The organism is Nocardia inohanensis NBRC 100128 (assembly GCF_001612945.1).
Lineage (GTDB): Bacteria > Actinomycetota > Actinomycetes > Mycobacteriales > Mycobacteriaceae > Nocardia > Nocardia inohanensis.
Window position 1 is genome coordinate 455,344 of record NZ_BDBK01000008.1, and the last position, 24,939, is coordinate 480,282.

22 protein-coding genes are annotated in these 24,939 nt (G+C 69.4%); 11 read left to right on the top strand and 11 right to left on the bottom strand.

Annotated elements, in window-relative coordinates; translation table 11 throughout:
* Positions 1–257 precede the first annotated feature (257 nt).
* The 5 genes from lnt to NI1_RS17925 form a co-directional block, all read right to left on the bottom strand.
* Complete coding sequence (gene lnt / locus NI1_RS17900; protein WP_067822560.1) at positions 258–1,910, bottom strand: apolipoprotein N-acyltransferase; 1,653 nt, start codon at positions 1,908–1,910, stop codon at positions 258–260.
* 432 nt (positions 1,911–2,342) lie between these two features.
* Positions 2,343–3,938 carry an amidohydrolase gene (locus NI1_RS17910; protein ID WP_067821640.1) on the bottom strand — a complete coding sequence of 532 codons (1,596 nt, stop codon included), beginning with the start codon at positions 3,936–3,938 and terminating at the stop codon, positions 2,343–2,345.
* Between the two features lie 138 nt (positions 3,939–4,076).
* Positions 4,077–4,577, bottom strand: coding sequence for an FxsA family protein (locus tag NI1_RS17915; protein ID WP_067821644.1), 501 nt, complete (start codon positions 4,575–4,577; stop codon positions 4,077–4,079).
* A gap of 153 nt (positions 4,578–4,730) precedes the next feature.
* Positions 4,731–5,393 carry a response regulator gene (locus tag NI1_RS17920; protein ID WP_067821648.1) on the bottom strand — a complete coding sequence of 221 codons (663 nt, stop codon included), beginning with the start codon at positions 5,391–5,393 and terminating at the stop codon, positions 4,731–4,733.
* Positions 5,394–5,468: 75 nt separating this feature from the next.
* The gene (locus NI1_RS17925; protein ID WP_369690143.1) at positions 5,469–6,845 is read right to left on the bottom strand and encodes a sensor histidine kinase; all 1,377 of its coding nucleotides are present in this window, start codon (positions 6,843–6,845) and stop codon (positions 5,469–5,471) included.
* Between the two features lie 104 nt (positions 6,846–6,949).
* On the opposite strand from NI1_RS17925, the gene NI1_RS17930 reads away from it, so the two are divergent.
* A complete protein-coding gene (locus NI1_RS17930; RefSeq protein ID WP_067821649.1) occupies positions 6,950–7,717 on the top strand; it encodes a TSUP family transporter in 768 nt (255 codons plus the stop codon).
* A gap of 92 nt (positions 7,718–7,809) precedes the next feature.
* On the opposite strand, the gene NI1_RS39370 is transcribed toward NI1_RS17930, so the two are convergent.
* Positions 7,810–10,089, bottom strand: a complete 2,280-nt coding sequence (locus NI1_RS39370; protein ID WP_369690144.1) for a TetR family transcriptional regulator — start codon at positions 10,087–10,089, stop codon at positions 7,810–7,812.
* Between the two features lie 76 nt (positions 10,090–10,165).
* On the opposite strand from NI1_RS39370, the gene NI1_RS17945 reads away from it, so the two are divergent.
* The 3 genes from NI1_RS17945 (at position 10,166) to NI1_RS17955 (ending at position 14,378) form a co-directional block, all read left to right on the top strand.
* A complete protein-coding gene (locus tag NI1_RS17945; protein ID WP_067822563.1) occupies positions 10,166–11,692 on the top strand; it encodes a TldD/PmbA family protein in 1,527 nt (508 codons plus the stop codon).
* A 22-nt stretch (positions 11,693–11,714) separates the two neighbouring features.
* Positions 11,715–13,106, top strand: coding sequence for a TldD/PmbA family protein (locus tag NI1_RS17950; protein WP_067822566.1), 1,392 nt, complete (start codon positions 11,715–11,717; stop codon positions 13,104–13,106).
* A 339-nt stretch (positions 13,107–13,445) separates the two neighbouring features.
* The gene (locus NI1_RS17955; protein WP_067822569.1) at positions 13,446–14,378 is read left to right on the top strand and encodes a S1C family serine protease; all 933 of its coding nucleotides are present in this window, start codon (positions 13,446–13,448) and stop codon (positions 14,376–14,378) included.
* Between the two features lie 28 nt (positions 14,379–14,406).
* Here the strand turns inward: NI1_RS17955 and NI1_RS17960 are convergent, their stop codons facing one another.
* Positions 14,407–14,679, bottom strand: a complete 273-nt coding sequence (locus tag NI1_RS17960; protein ID WP_067822571.1) for a helix-turn-helix domain-containing protein — start codon at positions 14,677–14,679, stop codon at positions 14,407–14,409.
* 79 nt (positions 14,680–14,758) lie between these two features.
* Here NI1_RS17960 and map point away from each other — a divergent pair, with 79 nt between their 5' ends.
* From map to pgfA, 5 genes are all read left to right on the top strand, one after another.
* Positions 14,759–15,526, top strand: a complete 768-nt coding sequence (map, locus tag NI1_RS17965) for a type I methionyl aminopeptidase (protein ID WP_067822574.1) — start codon at positions 14,759–14,761, stop codon at positions 15,524–15,526.
* Between the two features lie 199 nt (positions 15,527–15,725).
* Positions 15,726–16,409 carry a DUF8020 domain-containing protein gene (locus NI1_RS17970; protein WP_067821655.1) on the top strand — a complete coding sequence of 228 codons (684 nt, stop codon included), beginning with the start codon at positions 15,726–15,728 and terminating at the stop codon, positions 16,407–16,409.
* Positions 16,410–16,703: 294 nt separating this feature from the next.
* Complete coding sequence (locus tag NI1_RS17975; protein ID WP_245663273.1) at positions 16,704–17,393, top strand: Rv1157c family protein; 690 nt, start codon at positions 16,704–16,706, stop codon at positions 17,391–17,393.
* A gap of 27 nt (positions 17,394–17,420) precedes the next feature.
* Entirely contained in the window at positions 17,421–17,591 is a 171-nt protein-coding gene (locus NI1_RS37225; RefSeq protein ID WP_084523366.1) for a DUF2613 domain-containing protein, read from the top strand.
* Entirely contained in the window at positions 17,588–18,625 is a 1,038-nt protein-coding gene (pgfA, locus tag NI1_RS17980) for a cell envelope lipid trafficking protein PgfA (protein WP_084523367.1), read from the top strand. Before NI1_RS37225 ends, pgfA begins: the two co-directional genes overlap by 4 nt.
* Here the strand turns inward: pgfA and NI1_RS17985 are convergent.
* The gene (locus NI1_RS17985; RefSeq protein ID WP_067821660.1) at positions 18,600–20,522 is read right to left on the bottom strand and encodes a serine/threonine-protein kinase; all 1,923 of its coding nucleotides are present in this window, start codon (positions 20,520–20,522) and stop codon (positions 18,600–18,602) included. The two genes, pgfA and NI1_RS17985, sit on opposite strands and share 26 nt — an antisense overlap.
* Entirely contained in the window at positions 20,519–22,372 is a 1,854-nt protein-coding gene (locus NI1_RS17990) for a serine/threonine-protein kinase (protein ID WP_157535171.1), read from the bottom strand. Before NI1_RS17990 ends, NI1_RS17985 begins: the two co-directional genes overlap by 4 nt.
* A gap of 145 nt (positions 22,373–22,517) precedes the next feature.
* Between NI1_RS17990 and NI1_RS17995 the strand changes: the two genes are divergently transcribed.
* Both NI1_RS17995 and NI1_RS18000 read left to right on the top strand, forming a co-directional pair.
* The gene (locus tag NI1_RS17995; protein WP_157535172.1) at positions 22,518–23,177 is read left to right on the top strand and encodes a TetR/AcrR family transcriptional regulator; all 660 of its coding nucleotides are present in this window, start codon (positions 22,518–22,520) and stop codon (positions 23,175–23,177) included.
* Between the two features lie 163 nt (positions 23,178–23,340).
* Positions 23,341–23,721 (top strand): PPOX class F420-dependent oxidoreductase, encoded by a 381-nt coding sequence (locus tag NI1_RS18000; protein WP_067821667.1) that lies wholly within the window; start codon positions 23,341–23,343, stop codon positions 23,719–23,721.
* 3 nt (positions 23,722–23,724) lie between these two features.
* Here the strand turns inward: NI1_RS18000 and NI1_RS18005 are convergent, their stop codons facing one another.
* Together NI1_RS18005 and NI1_RS18010 are read right to left on the bottom strand one after the other, a co-directional pair.
* Complete coding sequence (locus NI1_RS18005; protein WP_067822580.1) at positions 23,725–24,114, bottom strand: PPOX class F420-dependent oxidoreductase; 390 nt, start codon at positions 24,112–24,114, stop codon at positions 23,725–23,727.
* Positions 24,115–24,265: 151 nt separating this feature from the next.
* The gene (locus NI1_RS18010) at positions 24,266–24,805 is read right to left on the bottom strand and encodes a DUF8020 domain-containing protein (protein ID WP_067821670.1); all 540 of its coding nucleotides are present in this window, start codon (positions 24,803–24,805) and stop codon (positions 24,266–24,268) included.
* Positions 24,806–24,939: the final 134 nt, after the last annotated feature.

Sequence of the window (24,939 nt, forward strand, 5' to 3'; positions counted from 1 at the left end):
GTGGATCGGTGGTGATCTCGAGTTGCCCGCAACTGACGACGTTGACGGAGCGCTTTATTAGGCTAGTTACCTCATGGCAAACCTCGCGACTGTCGCTTAACTCGCATAAGAAACCGCATCAAACTCGGGCAAAACGCGAGGAACCGGGCTGACAGAAGCGCCCTGGTTACGCGCTGGCGAATAGAGCGCCGCCGGAGCGGGACGGCCCTCGTCGCACGTGCCCGCTGTCTATCCGATGATGTTGTCCCGCCGGATGGTTACCGGCTCGCACTTACCTCGGCCGGAGTCGCAGGGGTGTGCGTCCGCCGCCGGATCAGCGCCGCCACAGCGGCAGCCGCGGCCAGAATACACAAGATCCGCTCCGGTGCGGGGCCGAACCGAGTGGCGACCGTCGTGTCCGTTTGCAATTGCAGTTGTGCCACCAGCGCCGCCGGAACGAACTGTTCAGTCTGCTGTTGGATGGCGCCGTCGGCGGTGATGATCGCGCTCACGCCGGTGGTCACCGAGACCACCACGGCGCGACCGTGTTCCACCGCGCGGATGCGGGACATGGCCAACTGCTGGAAGGTCATCTCGCTGTCGCCGAAAGTGGCGTTGTTGGACGGAACCGCCAGCAGCTGCGCGCCGGCCTCCACCGCCTGCTGGAAAGCGCGGTCGAAGACCACCTCGTAACAGGTCGCGATACCGATGGGCACCGGTGCGCCGCCGCCCGCCGGCTGTACGTGCACCACGCCGTCCCCGGTGCCCGGCACGAAATAGCCTGCCCGGTCGGCATAGTCGGAGAAGTGCCGGAAGAAGCTCCGCATCGGGAGGTACTCACCGAAGGGCTGGATGATCTTCTTGTCGTGCCGCTCCCCCGGCCCGTCCGCGCCGTTCCACACGATCACCGAATTGGTGGTGGTCCGGTCATCGTTGACGAGCACCGCCCCGACCAGAATGGGGGCCTTGATGTCTCGCGACGCCTGGGTGATGAGCGCACGCGCGTCCGCATTGCGGAAGGGATCGATATCGGAGGAGTTCTCCGGCCAGATCACCACGTCCGGCTGCGGGGCCCGGCCCGCGGCAACGGCTTTCGCCAGTTCCTCGGTGCGCTTGACGTGATTGTCGAGAACCGCGCGCCGCTGGGAATTGAAGTCGAGTCCCAGGCGCGGCACGCTGCCCTGGATGGCGGCGACCGTGATCGGCCGGTTGCCGTCTTCCGGGCGGGGCAGCGCGGTCCGGAGGATCACTCCGGTGAGGGGAACTATAGCCACAAGCATTGCCGCAGCAACAATCCGCGTCCACGATGTGAGACGCCGGGCCCCCCATCTGGGAATATCCGACACACCGCCCGACACGCCCGCACCGCCCTTTTCCGGCAGCGCGCGTAATACCGACGCGGCCAGCGCGGTCCCGGTGAGCGCCACCGCGAAACTCACCAGCGGCGCTCCGCCGATCATCGCGAACGGCAGATACCAGCCGTCGGCCTGCCCGAAAGCCAGCCGCCCCCAAGGAAACCCGCCGAACGGGAAACTCGAGCGCGCCCATTCGGTCGCCGACCAGGCGGCGGCCACCCACAGCGGCCACCCCGGCAGCCGCCCGACCAGACGCACCAACATTCCGAACAACCCGACATATACGGCACACACCGTCGACAGCGCGATCCACGGCACCGGGCCCACATAGATCCCGGTCCACGGCAGCAAAGGCAGGAAGAACGCCAGCCCCGCCAGGAACCCGTACCCGAATCCCCCACGCAGCCGCCCACTTCCGCGCACCGCGAGCACCAACACCGCGATCCCCACCGGCGCCAGGAACCACAAAGTACGCGGCGGAAAACTCGCGAACAGCAACAATCCCGCGACCACCGCCGCCACCGCCCGCCACAGCACCGGATACCGCGCCGCGACGGCAGCCGCCCGACCTCGCACCCCGGAGCCGCCGTCCGCCGCCGCGGCGGTGACCCCGGCCGCGTCACTCTCGTCCACGAACCCGCCCGATACGACCGGATCCCGACGATTTGCCGAGGTTTCGGATTCCACTGCGGCACTCCCGCTTTCGGTCGTCATCACACTCCTGGCAAGAACTCGGCCGCCGAAGCCGGGCGTCCCTCGACCCGTTCGGTAGCACCACTCGAATCACGCGGTGCGGCAGACTCTTCGGACTCCAGGGCCGGCAGCGTGAGGATCTCCGACTGCCGCGGGCGCATGGCGACCGGCTTGCCCGCCTTGTCCGCGGCCCGCCGGCCGGCCGCCGGCTCGGCCCGACCGAGTCCGCTCGCGCGGTACGGCGCCGCTTCCGGTCGCGGGCCCGGCGCGGTGACGTCGGGTTGCGTTGCGGCGGAGGGGTTTTCGGGTCGCGACTCAGCCGGCATGGATGGTGACCCCGCGGTGCACGGTGCGCAGGCAGCGCGGCAGCGGGGCGCCCGGGTGCAGCGGCGGCAGACCGGGGACACGGGAGCGGGGGTCGGTGGACCAGCGCTGGACGGTGTCGGAGGCGGCGGCGACCACGAGATCGGCTGCCTCCCAGACCGCGTAGGAGGCGGGTGCGCCTGCCACCAGGGTGCCCGCCATTCCGTCACGGACGCCGCCGGCGCGCCAGGCGCCGCGGGTGGCGGCGGCGAAGGCGGCACGCGGGGAGATCTGGTGGCCGGGGGTGCGATGGTGGGCGGCGGCGCGGATGGCTTCCCACGGGCTGAGCGCGGTGACCGGGGCGTCGGAGCCGATCGCCAGCGAGATGCCCGCGGCGGCCATGGCCGAGAAGGGGTTCAGGGTGGCGGCGCGTTCGGCCCCCAGGCGGGTGGCGTACATGCCGTCGGGGCCACCCCAGGCGGCGTCGAAAGCCGGTTGGACACTGGCGATCACACCCCACCGCGCGAGCCTGGCGATCTGGTCGGCGTCGATCATCTCGGCGTGTTCCAGGCGGTGCCCGCGCGCGGCGACGGCGGGGCCGCCGACCTGCGCGACGACGCGTTCGAAGGCGGTGACGACCGCGTCCATGGCGGCGTCGCCGATGACGTGGAAGCCGGTCTGGATGCCCGCCTCGGTGCAGGCCAGGAGGTGCGCGGTGACGGCGTCGGCATCGAGGTAGGCGGTGCCGGTGGTGTCGCGGTCGGCGTAGGGGGCGCGCAGCAGGGCGGTGTGCGAGCCCAGGGAGCCGTCGACGAACAGGTCGCCGCCGAGGGCGTGCACGCCGAGATCCTTGATCAGCGTGCGGGCTTCGTCGGCGGTGCGGACGGCCTGGCCCCAGTAGGCGCGGACTTCGACGCCGTGCGGGAATTCCAGGAGTTCGCGCACGTCGGTCTCGCCGGAGATGTCGGGGCCCGCGCATTCGTGTACGGCCGCAATGCCGTTCGCGGCGGCGGCATCCAAGGCGGCGCGGCGGGCCCGGTCGCGCTGGGTGCGATCCAGGGCGCCGAGCGCGGCGGCGCGCACCTTGTGGTGGGCGTCGGCGCGCAGCGGTTCGCCGCGGGTGTAGCCGGTGGTTGCGGTGATGCCGGGGACGGTGTCGAGCAGCGCGGTGGAGGCCATCGCCGAATGTGCGTCCACGCGAACCAGATACACCAGCCGTCCGGGTGCGGCGGCATCGATCTCCTCGACCGACGGTGCGCGCCCTTCGGGCCAGGCGGTCTCGTCCCAGCCGTCGCCGAGCAGCGCGCCTTCGGGGTGCGCGGCGGCGAAAGCGGCCAGCAGTTCCAGGCATTCGCGCAGCGAGGCGGCGCGGCTCAGATCCAGTCCGGTGAGTTTCAACCCCAGTGCGGTGACGTGCACGTGCGGGTCCACGAACGCGGGTGCGACGAACGCGCCGTCCAATTCGACGATTTCGGCGTCGGGGTGCAAGGCCCGCCCCGCGCGGTCCAGACCCACCCAGCTCACCACCCCGTCGGTGACGGCCATGGCCGTCGCGTCGGGATTACTCGAACTGTAGATACGACCGCCGACCAGCAACTGGGTACTCACGAGTTTCCAGTCTGCCCCACGGGTACGCCCCGCCCGCAACCGCACCGGCCCACTGTGACCTGGGTCCGATCCGGAAGGGCCGGGCGCCCAGCGGCGGCCCGGCCCCGAATTGCCGATAGCGTCCGGCTATCTCGAACCTCAGCGCGGATCGATGGCCCGGACGCCTCCGTTCTTGCCCTGCCCGTCGTCGTACCACTCGGTCACCACGGTCGCGTCGATGACCTCGCCGTCGGGATCGACGACCACGTTCCGGTATCCGTACGGCCCGACCGCGGTCGCCACCCGGCGCAGCCGTCGCGCCGCGAACGCCGCCACGACCGGCCGCAGCACGAACCGGGTGAACGGCACCAGCGCCAGCAGGCCGAGCATCGAGGTCAGCAGACCGGGCACGAACATCAGCACCGCGCCCACCCCGACCAGTGCCCCGTCGGCGACCGCGGTACTCGGGTCGGCCTCACCGCGCGCGGCCTTGCGGAACCCCTCGAACACCTTCCGCCCCTGCGAGCGCACCAGCACCAACCCGGCCGCCGACCCGGCGATGAGCAGCAGGATGGTCGGGAACACCCCGATCAGGTGCCCGAACACCACGAGCGTGGCGATCTCGGCAATGAAGTACAGCGCGAACAGCAGTGCGGGCATGTCGGCGATCCTTTCGATCGATCTACCCTCCCCAACGCGCGAGGCCCCCGTTTTTCTCCCGCCTGCGTCCCGACTCACAGTCCCCGCGGAAAGCGGGAACCGGCTGCGGCCGGAACCGGCGTGTCACCGCGGCCGGTTCCCGGTTTGCGGAGGTCAGGCGCTGCCGGGGCGGACGAGACCGGTTTCGTAGGCCAGCACGACCGCTTGGACCCGGTCGCGCAGGTCGAGTTTGGTCAGGACGCGGCCCACGTGGGTTTTGACGGTGGCTTCGGAGAGGAAGAGGGCGGCGGCGATCTCGGCGTTGGAGCGTCCGGCGGCGATGTGTTCGAGGACCTCGCGCTCGCGGGCGGTGAGGGCATCGAGGATCGAGGGGTCGCGGCCCGATCCTGGGGTGTCGGCGATGAGGCGGTCCAGCAGGCGCTTGGTGACCTTCGGGGAGACGACGGCGTCCCCGGCGGCGACGCTGCGAATGGCGGAGACCAGGTCCTCGGGCGGGGTGTCCTTGAGCAGGAAGCCGCTGGCCCCGGCGCGCAGCGCGCCCAGTGCGTGCTCGTCCAGGTCGAAGGTGGTCATGACCAGAACCCGGCTGCCGCAACCGGATTCGATGATCCGGGCGGTGGCGGTGACTCCGTCGGTGACCGGCATCCGCACATCCATCAGCACCACGTCGGGGCGCAGTTCGGCGGTGCGGGTGATGGCGGTGGCGCCGTTGTCGGCCTCCCCCACCACCTCGATGTCGGGTTGCGCACCGAGCACCATCCTCAATCCCGCGCGCATGAGCTCCTGATCGTCGACTACTAGAACGGTGATCGGCACGCGTTCAATCTATCGGTCGGCCGACCGTGCCCGGTGTTCTCGGTCTCCCGCCCGGGTCGCGACCGGCCCCGGCGGCTACTCGGTTTCGTTGCGACTCAGGGGGATGGTGGCGCGAACCGACCAGCCGCCCTGCGGGTTCCGGCCCGCCGACAAGGTCCCGCCGAGCACGGCGATGCGCTCGCGCATACCGACCAGCCCGAGCCCGCTGCCCGGGATCCGGGGCTCGGCGGCGCCGCGGTCATCGGACGGTGGGTTCGAAGCGCGCCCGGCGAGCGCCGGATTCGGCGCGGCCGCACCCGAGGTGCGTGCCGCGGCGGCCGGCAACCTCCGCCCGGGCATCGATCCGGCCTCGGGCAGGTTAGGGCCGGCCAGGCTCGCGGGGGTGTGCCAGGCGGGCCCGGAGCCGTTGCACGACCGGCCTTTCGGGGCGGTTTCGGGACGGATGCCGCGGGAATCGACGATTTCGACCAGGACGTCGGCGTCGCGGCGGGCGACGGTGACCCGGGCCCACGGGGTGGGTCCGGCGTGGCGGAGGGTGTTGGTGAGCGATTCCTGCACGATCCGGTGGATGCCGAGGCTGACTTCCGGGCTGACGGTATCGATTTCGCCGGTCAGCTCGAGGGAGACCTCCAGACCGGTATTGCGCATCATCTCCACCACTTTGGCGATGCCGGCGGTGCCGTGCTGCGGAAGTTGTTCGGGCGCATGCTCGGTGCGCAGCAACTCCACGGTGCGGCGCAGTTCCCGCAGGGCTTCGCGGCCGGTGCCGGCGATGGTGCCGAGCGCCTGCTCCGCGGTGTCGGGATCGTGCCGCAGTGCGAAGCGCGCCCCGTCGGCCTGCACGATGATGACGCTGACCGCGTGCGCGACCACATCGTGCAGTTCGCGGGCGATGCGGGTGCGTTCGGCGGCCACCGCGTCGTGGGCGCGGCGCTCGCGGTCGTAGTCGGCGACGGCCAGGCGGGCCGCGACCTCGTTGTCGTAGGCGTGGCGAGCGCCGACGAATTCGGCCAGGGTCCAGCACAGTGCGTAGTACAGCGCGGTGAACGGAATGTCCGCACCCTCCGGTTTGCCGATCATGCTGTACGAGAAGGCGACATCCAGCACCAGCACCAGCAGGTAGAGAAGACCTTCGCGCCGGCCCACGTACGCGACCAGCGTGTACAGCATGATGCCCAGGCCCAGCAGCGCCGGATGCGCCGAATCGGCGTCGTTGCCGGCCCAGTTCGTCAGCGTCGCCGTCGTGGACACCAGCACCAGCGCCAGCGCGGCGGCCTTCGGATAGGTGCGGCGGAAGATCAGCGGCAGCACCAGCAGCACGCTGAGCACCAGGTAGGCGATCTTGTTGCGGCTCTCCCCCACGGCGAGCACATCGATGACGAACAGTCCGAGCGCGAGCAGCGAATCGGAAACCATGGGCTTGCCACGCAGCCACAGACTGAACCGGCGCACCGCCCCACCCTAGCCGCCGTCCTGCACACGCCGCCGCAGCAGCGGGGGCGGGCCGGGCGGGTGGTGGTTTGCCCGGGGTTGGCGCGGTCTGGTTGGGTTCCGGTGTGGGTGTTGCGGACTGGGCGGTATTGCTGACGGCGGCGACGGCGGCCGGGTGGGTGGACGCGGTGGTGGGCGGCGGCGGCTTGATCGTGTTGCCGACCTTGTTCGTGGTGTTGCCCGGAGTGGTGCCGCAAACCGCTTTGGGGACCAACAAACTCGCCGCGTTCTCCGGCACCAGTGCCGCGGTGATCACCTTCGCCCGCAAGGTGCCGTTGCGATGGAAACAGTTGCTGCCCGCCGCCGCCCTGGCCGCGGTCGCCGCCGCCGGTGGTTCGGCGGCGGTCGGTCTCATCGATCGGGCGCTGTTCATTCCCATCGTGATGGTGGTGCTGGTCGGAGTGGCGATCTTCGTGACCATCCGCCCGTCCATCGGCGTCACCATGGCCACCCATGCGCCGACCCGCCGCAAGACGCTGCTGGTGCTGGGCCTGGCGGCGGGTTTGATCGGCCTCTACGACGGCATTCTCGGCCCGGGCACCGGCACCTTCCTGATCATCACCTTCGCGACCCTGCTGGGGACCGAATTCGTGCGCGCCGCGGCCATGGCCAAGGTCGTCAATTGCGGTTCGAACCTCGGGTCGCTGATCTTCCTGGGCGCCACCGGCCATGTGCTGTGGACCCTCGGCCTGGCCATGGCGGTGGCCAATGTCGCGGGTTCGATCGTCGGCTCGCGGATGGCGCTGGCGCGTGGCGCGGGATTCGTCCGCGTCGTCCTGCTGGTCGTGGTGATCGCCATGGTGATTCGGCTCGGCTGGCAGCAATTCGCCTGAGCCGGTACGGCCTCGGCCGGAAAACACCGAATCGGCCCGGCCGGAGCAGTCCGGCCGGGCCGATTCGCGTCAGCTGCGAACGGGATTCGGCGCTACACCAGCACCTCGTTTTCGGCCTCGGATCCGGATTCACCCAATGCCGTTCCCGCGTCGACGGATTCACCGGCCGTGGGTGTGGAGCCGCCGAGCTCCGGACCGTTCCCGTCCGGCACGCTCGCGGATTCGGCGGCATCGACGCCGATACCGGCGTCGACGGCGGCCGTCTCGGCGTGGTCGATCGCGTTCTCGCCGAAGGCGTTCCCGGCCCGCAGCGTCCGCACCGCCTCCTTGTACAGCTTGCCGGCGTCGGCGTACTCGAGCTGTGCGCTCGCCTCGGAGATCGGCCGGAACACGGCCGAATTGACATGCATACGCGAGCGCCACGGCGGCACCATCACGGCCGGGCGCGGCGGCCGCGGCGCCGGATGCTCGCGCACCACGAATTCTCCGGTCTCGGTCCGCACCGGTGCGGGTTGCTGCGCGGCCCAACCGTCGGCGGCCGGGCGATCCGCGCCGCCCTCGGCCGGGTTCCCTTCGCCCCGCCCCGGATTCACGCTCGCCGACTCGCCCTGGCCGTCCCGCGCCCCGCCTTCGCGCGCCCACTGGCCTGAGACCGAATCGCCCCGGACACCCCGCACCGCGGCCGCGAGATCGTGCAATCGTGCCGCTGCGGAAGGACTTGTTCGCTCGGGCTCCCCGGCCCATGCCACGGTTGCGCTAACCCCGGGAAGGCGCACCACGTTCGATGGCACTTCCCCCGCACGCACCACATTCGACGATGCATCCTCCGGGCGCACCACATTCGATGGCGCATCCCCCGGGCGGACCACATTCGAGGTCACATCCCCCGAGCGGACCACATTCGAGGTCACATCCGCCGGGCGGACCACGTTCGACGACGCATCTCCCGGGCGGACCACGTTCGCGGTCGCATCCGTCGGGCGGACCACGTTCGACGACGCGTCCCCCGGGCGGACCACGTTCGCGGTCGCATCCGCCAAGCGGACCACTTTCGAGGTCGCATCCGCTGGGCCAACCGCGTTCGAGGGCGCACTCGCCGAGTGCACCAGACGCGGTGTCGCCCCGGTGCGTACGCCGTCTTCGGACCCGGCCTTGCCGGTGTCCTCGCTGACCTGGATCTCCGGCTTTCCGACAGACGCGACGATGTCATCGTCCTCGCCGGCGCGCCGGATATCCGCGGGCTGCGGGTCTTCCGATTGCGGCGCCGGCGATTCCGGTTCTTCGAAGTCGAGGCGGAGCGCCGCTTCGCGCACCCCGGTCAGGCCGGAGGCGAACGCGTGCGGACCGACTTCGTCGTCGAGCGGATGCAGCGGCACCGAGGACTCGGCGTCGACGCGCGTGTCCGCCCGGCTCCGGCCTTGGTTGTCGGCGGAGTCTTCTCGCGCGTCCCCGCCCGCCGATACCGGAGGGTTGTGCTGTTGCGGGGCGGGCTCATTGCCGGTGGACCGGAATCGGGGTGACGGGTCGTCGGCCGAATCCGGGCGTATTCCTTCGCTTTCCGGCGTGGGGGCCGACCGTGTGGGGGTGGCGACGCTTCCGGTGTCCGGCCGCGCGGGGTCGCCGATGGTTTGCCCGGGCGCTGGATTGAGCCATGGGGCAAGGACTTTGTTGGTGATCTCGCCGATCTGCCGGTGCAGGCGATCGGAATCCTCGATGCCGCGCGGTTGGGCGAAGAGGGCGGTGAGCGCACCGGAGACCGCGCCCACCACCGCGCCCACCAAGGCGGCGGCTTCGACTTCGTCGAGCTCGTCGGGGAAGGCGGCGCGCAGGTGGTGGGCGATCTCCATCTGGGCGGCGAGCTGGGCGTGCGCGGCGCGGCCACTGACCGCGGGGACCGTGCGGGAGATCTGCGCGCGCAGTACGGCTATGCGCGCGCCCAGATCGTCGCCGAGCTGGTCGCCGGGGTTGTCGCCGGCCGCGCGCAGGGCACGCAACAGCACCTCCACCGGGCGTTCGTCGGCATGGCGGGTGGCGATGGCATGCGCTGCGGCGGTGACGCGTTCGTCGGGTTCGGGGAAGAGCAGCTCTTCCTTGCTGGCGAAGTAGTTGAAGAACGTCCGGGTGCCGACTTCGGCCGCGGCGGCGATATCGGCGACGGTGGTCGCCTCGTAACCTCGGCTCTCGAACATTTCGACGGCGGCCCTTTGCAGGGCGCGGCGGGTACGTTCACGTTTGCGATCACGGAGTGCGGATGGCGGCACGCGGACGGACAGTACGGCATTCACGCGGCAAAACGCCGCATATCCTGGGCTTGTCGGGCGCGTTTCATGCTGTGCGACTTCGCAGTTCGTGCATTGTTGCAGCGTGTGCACGTTTGCATGTTGTGTATTTCACTCGGCGTGAGCGTGTTGTTGATGCCCGCCCGGGTCGCCCTCTAGCGTGGAGCGGGTGAGCATCGCAACCAAGGTCGTGGACGAGCAGTTCCGCGCACTGCCATTGGCCGCGCTCGCCGATGCCGCGCTGTCGGCGGCGAAAGCGGCCGGGGCCGAGTACGCGGATCTGCGGGTGCACCGGCTTCTCCAGCAGTCCATCCGGTTACGTGACGGGCGGGTCGAATCGGTGCGCGACAGTACCGATCTCGGTTTCGCGGTGCGCGTGATCGTGGACGGAACTTGGGGTTTCGCCTCGCACGCCGACCTCACCACCGCCTCCGCCGCCGAAGTGGCACGCCGTGCGGTCACGGTAGCCAAATCATTGCGGGCACTCAATCGGGAGCGTGTCGAGCTGGCTCCGGAGCCGGTCTACGCCGACGCCGAATACGTCTCGCCGTACGAGATCGACCCGTTCGAGGTCGCCACGCCGGAGAAAGTCGCACTGCTGCTGGACTATTCGGAACGGCTGAAGTCCGCGGACGGCGTCGATCACGTGACGGCGAGCGTGCTCCAGGTCAAGGAGCAGACCTTCTACGCCGACAGTTTCGGTTCGCGCATCACCCAGCAGCGGGTGCGGCTGCATCCGGATCTGGAGGCCATCACCGTCGATCCGGCGGCGGGCGTGTTCGAGACCATGCGCACCCTGGCCGCCCCGGCTGGCCGCGGCTGGGAGTATGTCACCGGCGCGGACGGAACCTGGGACTGGGCGGGCGAACTCGCGCAGATCCCGGAGTGGCTGGCCGAGAAGGTGAAGGCCCCGACCGTGCAGGCCGGGCCGGCGGATCTGGTCATCGACCCGACCAATCTGTGGCTGACCATTCACGAATCGATCGGGCACGCGACCGAATACGACCGCGCCATCGGCTACGAATCGGCCTACGCGGGCACCTCTTTCGCCACCCCCGACAAACTCGGCGCCCTGAAGTACGGCACGCCGATCATGCACGTCACCGGCGACCGCACCGAAACCCACGGCCTGGCCTCGGTCGGCTGGGACGACGAGGGCGTGGCCGGGCAGCGCTGGGATCTGGTGCGCGAGGGCGTACTCGTCGGCTACCAGCTCGATCGCGCCTTCGCACCGCGCCTGGGCCTGGAGCGCTCCAACGGCTGCTCCTATGCCGACTCCGCGCATCACGTGCCCATCCAGCGCATGGCCAATGTGTCGCTGCAACCGGATCCGGACCGCGACACCAGCACCGCCGAACTCATCTCCCGCGTCGAGAACGGCATCTACATCGTCGGCGACAAGTCCTGGTCGATCGATATGCAGCGCTACAACTTCCAATTCACCGGCCAGCGCTTCTTCCGCATCCGCAACGGCGAACTCGCCGGGCAGCTGCGCGATGTCGCCTACCAGGCCACCACGACCGACTTCTGGGGTGCGATGGAGGCGGTCGGCGGGCCGTCGACCTGGGTGCTGGGCGGGGCGTTCAACTGCGGCAAGGCACAACCCGGTCAGGTGGCGGCGGTCTCGCACGGCTGCCCGTCGGTGCTGGTGCGCGGCATCAATATTCTCAATACCCGCGCCGAAGCCGGGCAGTGAGGAAAGGACTTTCACCGTGAGTGTGCTCCCCGCCCCCGAGGTCGTCGACCGCGCGCTGCGCGCCTCCCGCGCCGACGAAGCCGTGGTGATCGTCACCGACGCGCACGAGGCGTCGCTGCGCTGGGCCGGAAACTCCATGACCACCAACGGTTCCTCGGTATCGCGGGACTGGGCGGTGGTGTCGATCTTCCGTGACGGCCCGAACTCCGCGCGGGTCGGCAGCGTCGCTTCCACGAGCGTGGATCCGGCCGATATCGAGGCGGTGGTGCGCGCCAGCGAGGAGGCGGCCCGCACCGCCGAACCGGCCCGCGACGCCATGCCGCTGCTGGACGCGGTGGATCCCGGTGCGCTCGATCAGCTGCTGGATTGGGACGGCCTGCCCGTCACCACCGATATCGGCGTATTCGGCGGCCTGGCCCGCGAGCTCGCGCCCGCTTTCGACGAGGCCGACGCCCTCTACGGTTTCGCCCACCATCAGGTGCACTCCAGCTGGCTCGGCACCTCCACCGGGCTGCGCCGCCGCTGGGTGCAGCCGACCGGTTCGGTCGAGATCAATGGAAAGCGCGGCGCCGGAACCGATCTGGCGAGTGCCTGGGTCGGTGCGGGCACCACCGACTTCACCGACCTGGACACCGCGGGATTGCTCGCCGAACTCTCCCGCCGCCTGGACTGGTCCAAGCGGCGCATCGAGCTGCCCGCCGGCCGCTACGAGACGCTGCTGCCGCCCTCGGCCGTCGCCGACCTGATGATCTACATGGCCTGGACCATGGAGGGCCGTGGCGCGCACGAAGGCCACACCGCCTTCGCGCGTGCGGGCGGCACCCGAATCGGTGAGCGGCTCACCGATATTCCGCTCACCCTCTACTCCGATCCCGGTGCGGCGGGTCTCGAATACCGGCCGTTCGTGGCCACCCCCGCCTCCTCGGAGTCGCTGTCGGTGTTCGACAACGGCCTCACCGCCCAGCGCGCCGACTGGGTGCGCGACGGGGTCATCGAATCGCTGGTCTATCCGCGCGCCACCGCCGCCGAATTCGACGCCGCCGTCACCGTGCCGGGTGAGAACCTGCTCATGACAGGCGGTTCCGATGCCACCCTGCCCGATATGATCGCCCGCACCGAACGCGGCCTGCTGCTCACCTGCCTGTGGTACATCCGCGAAGTGGATCCGGCGACCCTGTTGCTCACCGGCCTCACCCGCGACGGCGTCTATCTGATCGAGAACGGCGAAGTCACCGGCGCGGTCAACAACTTCCGCTTCAACGAGAGCCCCCTGGACCTGCTGCGCCGGGTCACCGAAGCCGGCCGCACCGAGATCACCCTGCCGCGCGAATGGAAGGACTGGTTCACCCGCACCGCCATGCCGCCCCTGCGCATTCCCGACTTCCACATGTCCTCGGTCAGCCAGGCGACCTGACCGCTGAGGCGCGCAGCCGCGGGATCAGGATGAACGGCGCGACCGAATTGCACAGCTGCACTTCCGCGCCGGCGCGCACGAACCGATTGCGCTGTCGGCGAACTGGTTGTCGTCGCGCTCCGGCGCGCGCATCCTGAATTCAGGACTGTAATCATGTAATCGGGGACGGTGATCGTCGTGGACGACGAAGCGACCTTCTCGTCGGCGGCGAGATCGGGCGATGCGGCGGACCGCCACGTGGCCGGTGCCCCGGGCGGCGACCAGCCGGGGGAGGCCACCGCCGGGGCGGAATCCACCGGCGTGCCGCACCCCGAGGACGCGGGCACGCAGGGGTCGCCGGTGCTCGGCGGTCCCGCGGACCCGTCCGCGCTGGACTCGTATTCCCGGACCGTCATCGCGGTGGCCGCGTCGGTGACACCGCATGTGGCGAGCGTGCAGACGCGGCGCGGGGGCGGGTCGGCGGTGGTGTTCACCGATGACGGGTTCCTGCTGACCAATGCGCACGTGGTGGGGTCGGCGCGCAACGGGTCGATCGTGTTCGCCGACGGCGTCGAATCGAAGTTCGATGTGGTCGGGGTGGATCCGCTGTCGGATCTGGCGGTGCTGCGGGCGCGCGGCGGTGCGCCGGACGCGGCGCTGCTCGGGGACGCCGATCACCTGGTGGTCGGTCAGCTGGTGGTGGCGGTGGGGAGCCCGCTGGGGTTGGCCGGGTCGGTGACCGCCGGGGTGGTCAGCGCGCTGGGACGGTCGGTGCCGGTGGGGAACAATCGGGCCGCGCGGGTCATCGAGGACGTCATTCAGACCGATGCGGCGCTCAACCCGGGGAATTCCGGCGGGGCACTGGCGAATTCGGCCGGACGGGTGGTGGGGATCAATACCGCCGTCGCGGGTATCGGCTTGGGACTGGCGATTCCGATCAATATCACCACGCGGCGCATCATCACCACGCTGCTGCACGAAGGGCAGGTGCGGCGCGCGTATCTGGGCGTGGTCGGGGTGCCCGCGCCGCTGCCGGCCGCCGTGGCCGAGCGCACCGGGCAGGATGCCGGGTTGCGCATTGTCGAAGTGGTGCGGGGCGGGCCCGCCGAACGCGCGGGGCTGCGCCGCGGCGACCTGGTGCTGAGTGTGGCGCGCCGGGAAGTCCGTGACGCGCAAGGCATTCAGCGTCAGCTCTTCGCCGAGGCGATCGGGCGTTCGCTCCCGGTGACGGTGCTGCGCAACGGCGCGATGGTCGATGTGATCGCCGTTCCGGTCGAACTCACCGTCGACTAGGCCGAAGACGGCTGGGGCGCAGCCGAATTCAGGAAGCCGAGCGATGCGCTGCCGCGGCGCTGGGCTGCCAGACCTCGGCCAGGTCGTCGAGCGGAACCTCCAGGGCGCGGGCGAGTGCGACCACCGTGCCGAAGGCGGGTGTCGGCAACCGGCCCGATTCGATCTTGCGCAGGGTCTCCGGGGAGATACTCGCGGCGGCGGCAATGGCATTGAGGTCGCGCCCGGCCCGTGCGGCGCGCAGTGCGGCCCCGAGGCGGCGGCCGGCCTCGAGCTGGGCGGGAGTCAGCGGCAGTCGGACCATGCCGGTCACCCTACGGTTGGTATTTAAATACCGCAACCCGCTATGGTCGGTATAAAAATACCGAACGATGGAGGTTGTCATGGTGGAGCTCAAGAGCGCGGAGGAGATCGCCCGGATGCGGGTGACCGGACGGTTCGTCGCCGACGTCCTCGCCGAACTGCGCGAGCGGGCGCAGATCGGAGTGAACCTCCTGGAACTGGAAGCGGTGGTGCGCGAGCGCATCCGAGAACGCGGCGCGGTCTCCTGCTATTGGGACTACTCCCCCTCGTTCGGGCGCGGCCCGTTCCGCAATACCGTCTGCCTGTCGGTCAATGACGCCGTGCTGCACGGACTTCCACACGACTACGCGCTGCGCGACGGCGATGTGCTGAGCATGGACCTGGCGGTGAGCATCGACGGCTGGGTGGCCGACTCGGCGGTCACGACCATTGTCGGCACCCCGGACCCGGAGGACGTGCGCCTGGTGCGCGCCACCGAAGCCGCTCTGGATGCCGCGATCGCGGTGGCGCGCCCCGGCAATCGGATGGGCGATATCTCCGCCGCGATCGAGGCGGTGGCGCGCGCCGGCGGCTACCCCGTGAACACCGAATTCGGCGGTCACGGCCTGGGCCGCACCATGCACGAGGACCCGCACGTCTCCAATGCCGGGCGCGCCGGGCGCGGATTCCGGTTGCGGCCCGGACTCACCATCGCCATCGAGCCGTGGTTCGCCCGCACCACCGATCGCGTGCACACCGATGCCGACGGCTGGACCATTCGCTCCGCCGACGGCTCTCGCACCGCCCACTCCGAGCACACCATCGCCGTCACCGCCGACGGTGCGCAGGTGCTGACCCGGCGCGACTGAGCGATTTCCGGCAGCCGCTCGATCCCATTGACTGGGCATTCCCGGGCCGTGAGCTTGACCACACGGTGTGATCCAGTTAACGTTCCGTTCACTAAGCGACCGCTTAGCCGGAACAAGTGACCTGAACCACTCGGCCAGTATGTTCTATCCAACCATTCGGGTAGAGAGTCGGTTCAGGTGAGGCCCTGAGAAGGACACGATGAGGAAGATCGCCGCCACCTCCGCCCTGCTGATCGGCACCGCCGTGGTGGGTTGCGGAACGGCAAACGCCGCCCCGGCCCCCGCCGCGGACCCGGTGAACTACGCCGCCCAGATCAGCGAAAAGAATGCCGTGATCACCACCGACGCCGGTTCGCTGACCGCCGAGAACGGCGTCTTCGCCATCAAGGCCACCGACGGCACCGTGCTGGGCGGCACCGAACTCTCCTTCCGCGTGGACGATTTCGTCTTCCCGATCGCCGCCGAGATCGCCGGCCACACCGCCACCCTCACCCCCCAGTTCGATCTCGCGCACGCCACCTACAAGCCGGTCTCCCTCCCCTACGAGAACCAGGCCCCCTGGAAGACCGAGTACGACCGCGAACAGGCCGCCTGGAACCGCATGACCCAGACCATCACCATGGGCGCCACCATCGGCACCCTGGTCGGCGGTATCGGCGGCGCCGGCCTCGGCTGCCTGCTCGGCGCCGGCGTCGCCTTCGCCGCCACCATCCCGCTGGCCGCCATCTTCGGCCTCGGCCCGCTCGGCGGCTGCGTCATCGGCGCCAGCCTCACCGGCTTCCTGGGCACCGTCGCCGGCCAGCTCTTCGTGACCGCCCCGGTCGCCATCGCGGCCGCCGTGCAGTACTTCACCACCATCAACGCCCCGGCCCCGGGTAAGTGATCGGCCCGGCGGCCTTCGACCCGAATCGGCCGCCGCACCGCACCTTTCGGCGGTGACATGAAACGACGACGCCCTCGCCGGCCGGTGCAGCATGTGTGCACCCGCCGACGAGGGCGTAATCGCGCGATGGGAAATCGACCGGAGCGCATAGCTTTCCGCTATGACACGGTGCACCACGCCGCTTGTGCACCCGCACGATTTTCCGATCTTCTTTCTCGAACAATTGTTTTGCGTGCCAGCATGTTTTAGTCTCGTGGATCTGACACCGACCGGTACCACATTAGGGATTCACAAGTGCTTCGCACCACAGGAATGCGGTTCGGCATGGCCGCGCTCACCATCGCCGCGAGCGCTGCGCTCGCCGCGCCGCCGGCGGCGATCGCGGAACCGGCGTCCACGCCCGCCCCGATCGCGGAGACCCCGCAGGCCGCTATCCTCACCCAGGCTCGCACCCTGCTGGCCACGCTGAATCCCCCGGAGCAGCTCAAAGCGACGTTGGAGAAGGTCATCACCTTCCTGGACGGCAGCGGTGGGGGCGGCCCCGCTCTGCCGCCTTCGGACGGCCCCGTCATCTCCCAGTTCTTCTATCCGACCGTCGGCAAGGGCTGCATGGGTGCGGCATCGAATTCGGTTGGGGCGGCGCTCGCCGTACCCGGACCGGCCACGCTGCCCCCACCCGGACCGAAGGCCGGTCAGACCGGATTCGTGTTCACCGCGCTCGGCACCAAAGCACTGACGCCGCAGCAGAACTCGCCGATCGCCGTGCAGTGGGTCAACCTCGACACCGGCAAGTCGGGTAGCACTCCCCTGACCGACGAGGCGAAGATCAACACCGGGGGTCCGGTCACGCTCAGCGCGATCGCCGACACCGGCTCGGGCCGGATCGCCGCGGTCCTGTCCGGTTCGCTGACCGGTACCGCCGACGTCGCCGATCCCACCACCTGCTCGTTCCTGCCGACGCTCGGATTCTTCACCGTCGCTTGAGCTTTCGATTTCGATCTGGAGAACCCGATGAAGTTCGCAGTACCCGCGCTCACGAGCGCGGTGGCCGGCCTCACCCTGGGCGTGGCCGCCGTCCTCGCCATCACCCTTGCCGCCCAGCAGGATTCACGCCCCGACCACCGGCACAGCGCCGACCCCGGCTCGTCCATGCTCGGCAACGTCGAATACGGCCACCGATGAGCGCCGCGCGCAGGACCGTCGCCTGCCTGCTGGTGGCGCTGGGCGCGCTGCTGATCGTCATGGCGGCGATGATCCCGACCTACACCCTGAACCGGCTGGCCAAGACTCCCCTCGATCTCGAGATCACCACCGTCGCGACGAGCCGGCCGGGCGAGGACAGTCTGGTGCTGGACGCCAAATCGCTCACCTCCCCGGACGGCGCGGCCAAGGTCGACAAGGAGGTGCCGATCATCTCGCAGCGGTTCGTCACCGTCGAAGAGCCCTCCGACGCCGCCGAAATGACCATCCAAGCGGGCCAGACGCTGCGCCGCGCCGACCGGGACGGCACCGGCGGCCTGCTCACCGCGACCGTCGACCGGGTCACCATCGACCGCAAGTCCGGTGCGCCCGTAGCCGCGAGCCCCAATGGCTCGATCGCGGTCACCGTCACCAAAGACGGTGCGCCCATTGCCGATCCGGTCCAGCACGTCGGGCTTCAGTACCGATTCCCGATCGGCACCGAGAAGCACAGCTACCCGTACTTCGACCTGAACGCCCGCAAGACCTACGACGTCGACTTCCTCGACGAAACCTCGATCAACGGCATGCTGGTCTACCACTTCCAGCAGACCATCCCCGTCACCGATATGTGGCAGGTGGTGCAGGCGCCTACCAACAAACTGACCCTGCCCGCCGCCAAATGGGGCCTGCCGGGTGACGGCCCGGTCACCATGACCCGCTACTACACCAACACCCGCGATCTGTGGATCGAGCCGCAGACCGGAACGGTCGTCAAGGGCGGCGAGCAGATCCACCTGTATTACGCCCGCACCGGGGACAAGCCCGATGTCACCGCCTTGAAGTCGCATCTCGTCTTCGACGAGAAGACCATCGAATCGCAGATCGCGGTCGCACAGCAGAGCATCGACAAACTGTCGGTCTTCGGCCGGCGCGTCCCGATCGCCCTCGGCGTTCTGGGCGTGCTGCTCCTGATCGCGGGTACGGCTTCGGGCGTCACCGGCGGCCGGGCTAACGGCGCCCGGCGAGCACGATGACCGACCCGCGTTCGGAGTCGGCCACATACACATCGTGTGTGTGCGGATCGACGGCGATGCCCTGCGGCTTGCCGCCGACGTCGACGGTCGCGACGACCGTGCCGGAGGTGGTGTCGATGATCGAGACGGTGTGGTCCTCCCGATTCGAGACGTACGCCGTGTGCGAGGCGGTGTCCAATGCCGGCAATGCCGCGTCGCGACCGACCTTCACCGTCCCCGTCAGCGTGCCGGACCGAATGTCGATCACCTGGACGCTGCCGGCTTCGCGGTTGGCCACATAGGCGATGTGGCGTTCGGTGTCGACGACGATTCCGTGCGGTCGGCGACCGGTGGCGATGCGGCCGGTCACCGCCAGCGTCCCGGTGTCGATCGTGACGATATCGGTCGCGCAGGACACCAGCGCGATCCCGAGCGCCGGGTCGGTGGCGAGCCCGAACGGGAAGCCCGGTCCGCAATCGATCGCCGTGGACAGGCGAACCTTGCTGTCCGCGGTGTCGATCGCGAAGATCTTGTTGCCGTTACCGTGTGTCGTCGAGTACACGGTCTTCGTGGCCGGATCGACGACCGCGGTCAGGGCGATGACGTCGAGTTCGACGGTCGCGCGAACCGTCCGGCTGCCGGTGTCGATCACCGACAGGGCGCCGCTGCGTGCGTTCGCGACGTACACCGAATGCCCTGCGGGGTCGACCGCGAGCGCGATCGGCCCCGCTTCGACGGTCGTCGTCGTCAAGAGCACGCGCTTGTTCGTATCGAGCATGGCCACCGAACCATCGGTGCCGTTCGACACGTAAGCGAAGCCGCCGGGGTCGATGGCGACACTGTTCGCGCCCGCCCCGGCGGGGATGGTCGCCAGCACCGTGCCGGGCGGTGCCGTTGCCTGTGCCGGGGCATCCGGGCCACCGGACTTCTCACCGTTCATGACCGCGACCCCGATCGCCGTCGCGCCCGCCAGCATCACCACCGACACCGCCGCGCCTGCCGCCCTGCGCATACTCCGGCGCGGCCTGCCCACCGGCGCGACATCCGGTGCCGTCGGGGGGCCGGCTCGCACGGGAGCCACCTGCGTGACGGCCAGCCGCCCGGGAGTTTGCACGGCGGCGCGCGCGGCGGCGGCCAGTGCACCGGCGCTCGCGTAGCGGTCGCCGGGCTGCTTGGCCATGCCTCGTGCGATGACGTCGTCCAGGGCCGGCGGCACCTCCGGGTTCACGACGCCGGCCCGGGGCGGTTCGCCGTAGAGGTGCGCGACCATGAGCTGCGCGAGGTCGGAGTGTGTGAAAGGCTTTCTGCCGGTGAGGCATTCGAAGAGCACGCAGGCGAGCGAATAGATGTCGACTCGTGCCGACAGCTCACCCTCGAACCGCTCGGGCGCCATATAGGCCCAGGTTCCGACCGCTCCGCCGGTATCGGTCAGCGCCGGCTGATCCTGTCGCCACGCGATCCCGAAATCGATCAGGTAAACGAAGCCGGTCGCGTGCACGACGATGTTCGACGGTTTCACATCACGGTGCACGAGCCCCATCGCGTGGGCGGCATCGAGCGCGGCCGCGGCCTGTTCGATGACATCGATCGCGTCGGCCGGCGTCATCGGGCCGGATCGGCGCAGCATGGTGCCGACATCGTCCCCGGCGATCAACGCCATATCGATGTAGAGCTGTCCGTCGATCTCACCGAAGCTGTGGATCGGGATCACATGCGGTTCTTGCAGGCCGGCCGTCACCTCCGCTTCACGCAGGAACCGGGTCCGGTAGGCGTCATCGCGCGCCAGTTCCGCGGGCAATACCTTGACGGCCACGCGGCGGCGCGTCTGATTGTCGAAGGCCGCCCAGACCTGCCCCATACCGCCCGCGCCGAGGAGATGTTCGAGGGTGTAGCGGCCGAACGAAAGCTGTTGCGTCATCCGGTATTCGCCGAGATCAGCGAGACGGTGTCGGCGTCGGCGTTGGTGACGAACACCTCGTGCGTCGTCTCGTCGACCGCGATCCCGGGGCCGTCGGTCGACTTGCCGACCGGCACCGTGGCGACGCGGGTGTTGTCGAAAGAATCGATGACGCTCACCATTTCGTATTGCGCGACATAGACGAACCCGGTCACGGTATCGACCGCGATCGCTTGCGGGGCGTACCCGACCTTGATGGTGGCGGTGACGGCATTGGTCCCGATGTCTATCACCGACACCGATTCGGAGGAGTAGTTGACGACGTAGGCAACGCCTTTCGTCGCGTCGACGGCGATCGCGATCGGCTCGGCGCCAACGGGAATCGTCGCCGTGATCGCATTGGTGCGGGTGTCCAGCACCGTCACCGTGCGGTGCGATTGATTGGTCACATAGACCGTGTTCCCGGGCGGGTACGCGGCGATCCCCAATGGCGTACGGATGCCACCGACAGTGCTCAGCAACGCGTCGGTGCCGGCGTCGATCACGCCGACCGTCTCACTACCCAGGTCGGTGACATAGGCCCGGCGCGCACTCGGATCCGACGCCACGCCGACCGAATAGCCGCCGGTGGCGACCTTCCCGGTCACCGTGCCGGTGCGGTCCGCGACGAACACGCCGCCGTCGATATCGCCGATGAACACCTTTCCCGCCGTGGCGTCGACCGTGACGTCGCGGGGACGCCCGCTCACCGGGACGGTTCGAACGGGCACGCGGGCGCGCGTGTCGAGGACGGCCACCGAATCCGACCCCACGACGTACGCCGTGCCGGCCACCGAGTCGACGGCGATCCCGCGCGGTAGGTGGTTCACCGCGATCGTGGTGGTCACCGTGAATTTCGCGGCCGGCCGGAGTGTCGTTGTCCCGGAACGTGTCCGGCTCGGCGCGGCTTCCGGACGGGCGGCGTCTTCCGTGATGACCAGCGCATGAACTGTGGTCACGACCGCCGCGACGACGAGTACCGCGACTCCGGCGATCAACCCTGTTCGCATCCCACGCGGGCGAGTCGCCTCCTGTGCGGCGCGAGCCAGCGCCCCGGCGCTCCGATAGCGATCGGTCGGGTCCTTCGCCATACCCCGTGCGATGACCGCGTCGAGTGCTCGTGGGACGGTATCGACGAATCGACGGGCGCGCGGCGGTGGCGCGGTCAATTGAGCACGCATCTGCCGCGCCGGGTCGGCATCGCCGAACGGGCGGCGGGCGGTGAGGCATTCGTAGAGGACACCGGCGAGCGCGTACACATCGACAAGGTGGGAAACGCTGCCGGAGAACCGTTCCGGAGCCATATACGCCCAGGTGCCCACGGCAGCGCCGGATGCGGTCAAGCCGGTCTGATCCGCGCGCCACGCGATGCCGAAATCGATCACATGGACGAAACCGCGGCCGTCGATCACGATGTTGGATGGTTTGACATCGCGATGAACCAGCCCCGCGGCGTGTACCGCGTCCAGGGCCTCCGCGATCTGGGCGACCACCCCGACGGCCTCGGCGACCGGCATGGGGCCCTGTCGCAGCCGAGTCGCGAGATCGGTGCCCTCGATCATCTCCATGTCGATGTAGAGCCGGCCGTCGATCTCGCCGTGCCCGTGGACGGCGACCACATGCGGATTGTGGACACTCGCCGCGGCGGCCGCTTCGCGTTCGAACCTGCGGCGATAAGCGGCATCTCGCGACCATGCTGCGGGCAGCACTTTCAGCGCGACAGCACGCTGGTGGCGGGTGTCGAAGGCGAGCCACACCTCGCCCATCCCGCCCGCACCGAGGCGACGATCGAGCCGATAGTCCCCGAAGCGATCGGAGCGGGGTCCCGACAACGAAGATCCTTCCCCGCACTGCGCTGACCTCCACCGGAGCGTAGCACCGCGGTCACCATCCGGCGGCGGTATCGCACGCTCGGGAACATCGGGGCGCGGGGCCACCGGCGAGCGGCCCAAAGCGCCGCTGCGCGATACTGATTCGATGGGTACCGAAGATCAGCCGCAGCCCGCCGCCGACGGCGCGCTCGCCACCGCGATGGCGAACCTGGAACGCACCCAGCGCCGCTTTCCCGAGGGCCAGCGGCGGATCTTCCGTGCCGCCCTCGACGCCTTCGCCGAACGCGGGTTCCATGCCACCACGACCCGCGATATCGCGGCCCGCGCAGGGTTGAGCCCCGCCGGGTTGTATGTGCATTTCGGCTCGAAAGAGGAAGTGCTGCATCAGATCTCGGTGTCTTCGCTGTTGCTGACGCGCAATGTGGTGACCGCGGCGGCCACTGCGGCGGGCACTCCGGTCGAGCGGCTCGCGGCCACGGTGCGCGAGCTCAGCGTCTGGCATGCCGAGCATGCCGCCACGGTGCGAATCGTGCTGCATCATCTGACCGATCTGACGCCGGAGCATCGCACCGAGGTCACCGATATTCAGCGCGATATCTTCGAGATCATGCGCACGGTGGTCGCCGAGGGGGCCGCGACCGGCGACTTCGATATCACCGATCCCGGGGCCACCACGATCGCGATCACATCACTGTGCGTGGACACCGCACGCTGGTACCTGCCCGGCTCACGCCGCACGCCCGCGCAGATCGGCGACGACAATGCGGCCGCCGCCCTGCGCGTGGCCGGGGTGCGAGCGCGGTAGCGGTCAGCGTTCGCCGGTCAGCCAGGCGCTCAACTCGGTGACCAGCTGGAGTTCGGCGGCCACCACGGCGCGACCGGCATCGTCCAGAGCCGCGATCCAAGCTACGGACGGATTCGGGTCGCACGCACATGGAAATTTGCGCGAGCCCGGATAGGCTGCGGTCGTGGAGAACCCGTTCGGGGCCGTGGGCACCGCCAACTACGTCAACCTGACCACCTTCAAGAAGGACGGCACGCCCGTCGGGACCCCGCTGTGGGCCGCGCTGGACGACGGCAAGCTGTACCTCTGGACCGTCACCGACAGCTGGAAGGTGAAGCGAATTCGCCGCAACCCTCAGGTCACCCTGCAACCGTGTGATGTGCGCGGGAAGACGCACGGGGAGATCGTGAAGGGCACCGCGGTGCTGCTCGATACCGCCGGCAGCGACCGCACTCGCGCGCTGATCCGCAAGCGCTACGGGATCATCGGCGCGCTCACCGTCGTCGGCAGCGTCCTCCGGCGCGGTAAGGGCGGAACCATCGGCATCGAGGTCACCGCCGCGTAGCGGTCAGCGGGCCGGTTCATCGGGTGTGATGGCCAGGCCGACGGAGCGATCGGGGCCGCGAAAAAGCTTGTGGCCCTTGATCGCCAGGCTGCCGAGCCAGCCGTACTTGCCGCTGACCACGTCGCGGACATGTTCGGTCCCGGCCGCGTCGAGCACGACGGCGGTTCCGGTGACGATCTCGTCGCCGCGCACCCGCCCGCGATTGTCGCAAGCCTGAAGCGTGACCGCCGGATTGCGCCGGATCCGCTTCACCTTCCAGGTGCCCGGATTGGTCCACACCACGATCCGATCGCCGTCGGGCGCCACCCACACCGGGGTGCCGACGGGGGTGCCGTCCTTGCGATAGGTGGTGATCAGTGCGTATCTGGCCTGCGCCACGTCATTCCACGTCATGTCCTCCACGGTAGGAATCCGGCGGCGGGCGCACATCCGTCCACGGGCGGCCGCGGCGATACGCCCGCGGACGTAGCCCGTACCGTTGCCGCGCGCGGGAAAGCGCCGGACCGGCGGGGACCCGGCCCGGCACTCACCCTCGCGTGCCGTTCTAGGGGTTGTCCCCCGCGATGATGGCCCCGATCAAGCCACCGACCCCGCAGCCGACGATCGCGCCGATCAGGAAGAACCAGATTCCGATCAGGACGCCGACCAGGCAGCCCAGCACCGCGCCGGCCACGATATTGCCGGCGCTGGCGACATCGGCCAGGGCCGAGACCTGGGTGGTGGGTGCGGCGATATCGGCCATGCTCTCCGGCCGGACCGTCAATGTGGTTCCACCGGAATCGATTTCGGGTACGACGTGCACCGTCCGGTCGGCGGCCTGGTAGGTCATCGGTAGCGCGGCCAGGACTTCCCCGCCGGTGCCGAGGATGTTCACGGTGCCGCCCGCGAGTTCGAAGTGGCCCGCGGTGAGGGTGGTGGTGACCGCGGACCGGTCCTGGGCTAGCGAGATCTGGTAGCCGACGCCGCGGTCGACCCCGCTGATGCCCGGTTGCGCGACGGCGGGTTCACCGTGCGCGGTGACGGTCGCGACACAGAGTGCGGCGACGGAAAGCATTGCTGTAGCGGCGAATTTGGCGATTCTCATAATTGTCACCTGTAATCGAAGGCCGATTCACCCCGTGGTCGAGTAGGCGTTTCCGCGAGGGAACACCGAATGGGTTTACTCGATTGCGCGAACACGAGGACGCGGCGAATCGGGAATACACTTCCAATTTTTCG

Excerpts from the sequence above, each read along its gene's own strand:
- NI1_RS17915 (WP_067821644.1), bottom strand. The coding sequence starts at position 4,577 with ATGCCCGCACTGCTGTTCGCGCTGTACTTCATTGCCGAGATCGCCACG.
- NI1_RS17960 (WP_067822571.1), bottom strand. The coding sequence starts at position 14,679 with ATGGTCCGACTGCCGCTGACTCCCGCCCAGCTCGAGGCCGGCCGCCGC.
- map (WP_067822574.1), top strand. The coding sequence starts at position 14,759 with ATGGTGGAGCTCAAGAGCGCGGAGGAGATCGCCCGGATGCGGGTGACC.
- NI1_RS17970 (WP_067821655.1), top strand. The coding sequence starts at position 15,726 with ATGAGGAAGATCGCCGCCACCTCCGCCCTGCTGATCGGCACCGCCGTG.
- NI1_RS37225 (WP_084523366.1), top strand. The coding sequence starts at position 17,421 with ATGAAGTTCGCAGTACCCGCGCTCACGAGCGCGGTGGCCGGCCTCACC.
- pgfA (WP_084523367.1), top strand. The coding sequence starts at position 17,588 with ATGAGCGCCGCGCGCAGGACCGTCGCCTGCCTGCTGGTGGCGCTGGGC.
- NI1_RS17985 (WP_067821660.1), bottom strand. The coding sequence starts at position 20,522 with ATGACGCAACAGCTTTCGTTCGGCCGCTACACCCTCGAACATCTCCTC.
- NI1_RS17995 (WP_157535172.1), top strand. The coding sequence starts at position 22,518 with ATGGGTACCGAAGATCAGCCGCAGCCCGCCGCCGACGGCGCGCTCGCC.
- NI1_RS18005 (WP_067822580.1), bottom strand. The coding sequence starts at position 24,114 with ATGACGTGGAATGACGTGGCGCAGGCCAGATACGCACTGATCACCACC.
- NI1_RS18010 (WP_067821670.1), bottom strand. The coding sequence starts at position 24,805 with ATGAGAATCGCCAAATTCGCCGCTACAGCAATGCTTTCCGTCGCCGCA.